The organism is Bacteriovorax sp. Seq25_V, assembly GCF_000447795.1.
Classification (GTDB): Bacteria; Bdellovibrionota; Bacteriovoracia; order Bacteriovoracales; family Bacteriovoracaceae; genus Halobacteriovorax_A.
Genome location: NZ_AUNI01000018.1, coordinates 1 through 1,197, shown reverse-complemented (window position 1 = coordinate 1,197; position 1,197 = coordinate 1). Strand labels below are relative to the sequence as shown.

Here is a 1,197-nt window from a genome sequence, read left to right as displayed (position 1 = left end):
AAATTAAGCAAGGATTTCTGATACAGTTCCTGCACCAATTGTTCTACCACCCTCACGGATCGCGAACTTAAGACCTTTTTCCATCGCAATTGGAGTAATTAAATCTACTGCGAATGAAGTGTTGTCTCCTGGCATTACCATCTCAACTCCGTCCGCAAGTGTAATGTCACCTGTTACGTCTGTTGTTCTGAAGTAAAACTGTGGTCTGTAACCTTTAAAGATTGGAGTGTGTCTTCCACCTTCGTCTTTAGAAAGAATATAAACCTCACAATTAAATTTCTTGTGTGGCTTAACTGAACCTGGCTTAATTAAACATTGTCCACGCTCAATTTCTTCTCTCTTGATACCTCTTAAAAGAAGACCTACGTTATCTCCCGCTCTACCTTCGTCAAGTAGCTTTCTGAACATCTCAACACCTGTTACAGTTGTCTTCGCTGTCTCTTTGATACCTACGATTTCTACTTCCTCGTTTACCTTAACGATACCTCTTTCAACACGTCCTGTACAAACTGTACCACGTCCTGAAATTGAGAATACGTCTTCTACTGGCATTAGGAATGGTAGATCTGTCGCTCTAGCTGGTGTTGGGATATACTCGTCAACTTGTGCCATAAGCTCTAGTACTTTATCTTTTCCGATTGCATCGTCTCTCATCTCAAGTGCCGCAAGTGCTGAACCTGCTACGATTGGAAGATCGTCACCTGGGAAGTCATAAGAAGATAGAAGCTCTCTGATTTCCATTTCTACTAGCTCAAGTAGTTCTTCATCATCTACTTGATCTACTTTATTTAAGAAAACTACGATCGCTGGTACACCTACCTGACGCGCAAGAAGAATGTGCTCTCTTGTTTGTGGCATTGGACCGTCAGCCGCTGAACAAACTAGGATCGCTCCGTCCATCTGTGCCGCACCTGTAATCATGTTTTTAACGTAGTCAGCGTGACCTGGACAGTCTACGTGAGCGTAGTGTCTGTTAGCTGTCTCATACTCAATGTGAGAAGTATTAATTGTAATCCCTCTCGCTTTTTCTTCTGGAGCAGAGTCAATTTCGTCGAACTTTCTTACTGTTCCACCAAGTGCGTTAGCAAGTGTAATTGAAATTGCTGCTGTTAAAGTTGTTTTACCGTGGTCTACGTGCCCAATCGTTCCAATGTTTACGTGGGGCTTGCTTCTGTCAAAAGATTCTTTTGCCATGAC

Annotated in this window: 1 protein-coding gene; it reads right to left on the bottom strand. The window is 42.6% G+C overall.

Annotated elements, in window-relative coordinates; genetic code table 11:
- Positions 1–3: 3 nt before the first annotated feature.
- Positions 4–1,194: an elongation factor Tu gene (gene tuf, locus M900_RS11420; protein ID WP_021275036.1), complete on the bottom strand. Its 1,191-nt coding sequence runs from the start codon at positions 1,192–1,194 to the stop codon at positions 4–6.
- Between the last annotated feature and the right edge of the window lie 3 nt (positions 1,195–1,197).

Excerpts from the sequence above, each read along its gene's own strand:
- tuf (WP_021275036.1), bottom strand. The coding sequence starts at position 1,194 with ATGGCAAAAGAATCTTTTGACAGAAGCAAGCCCCACGTAAACATTGGA.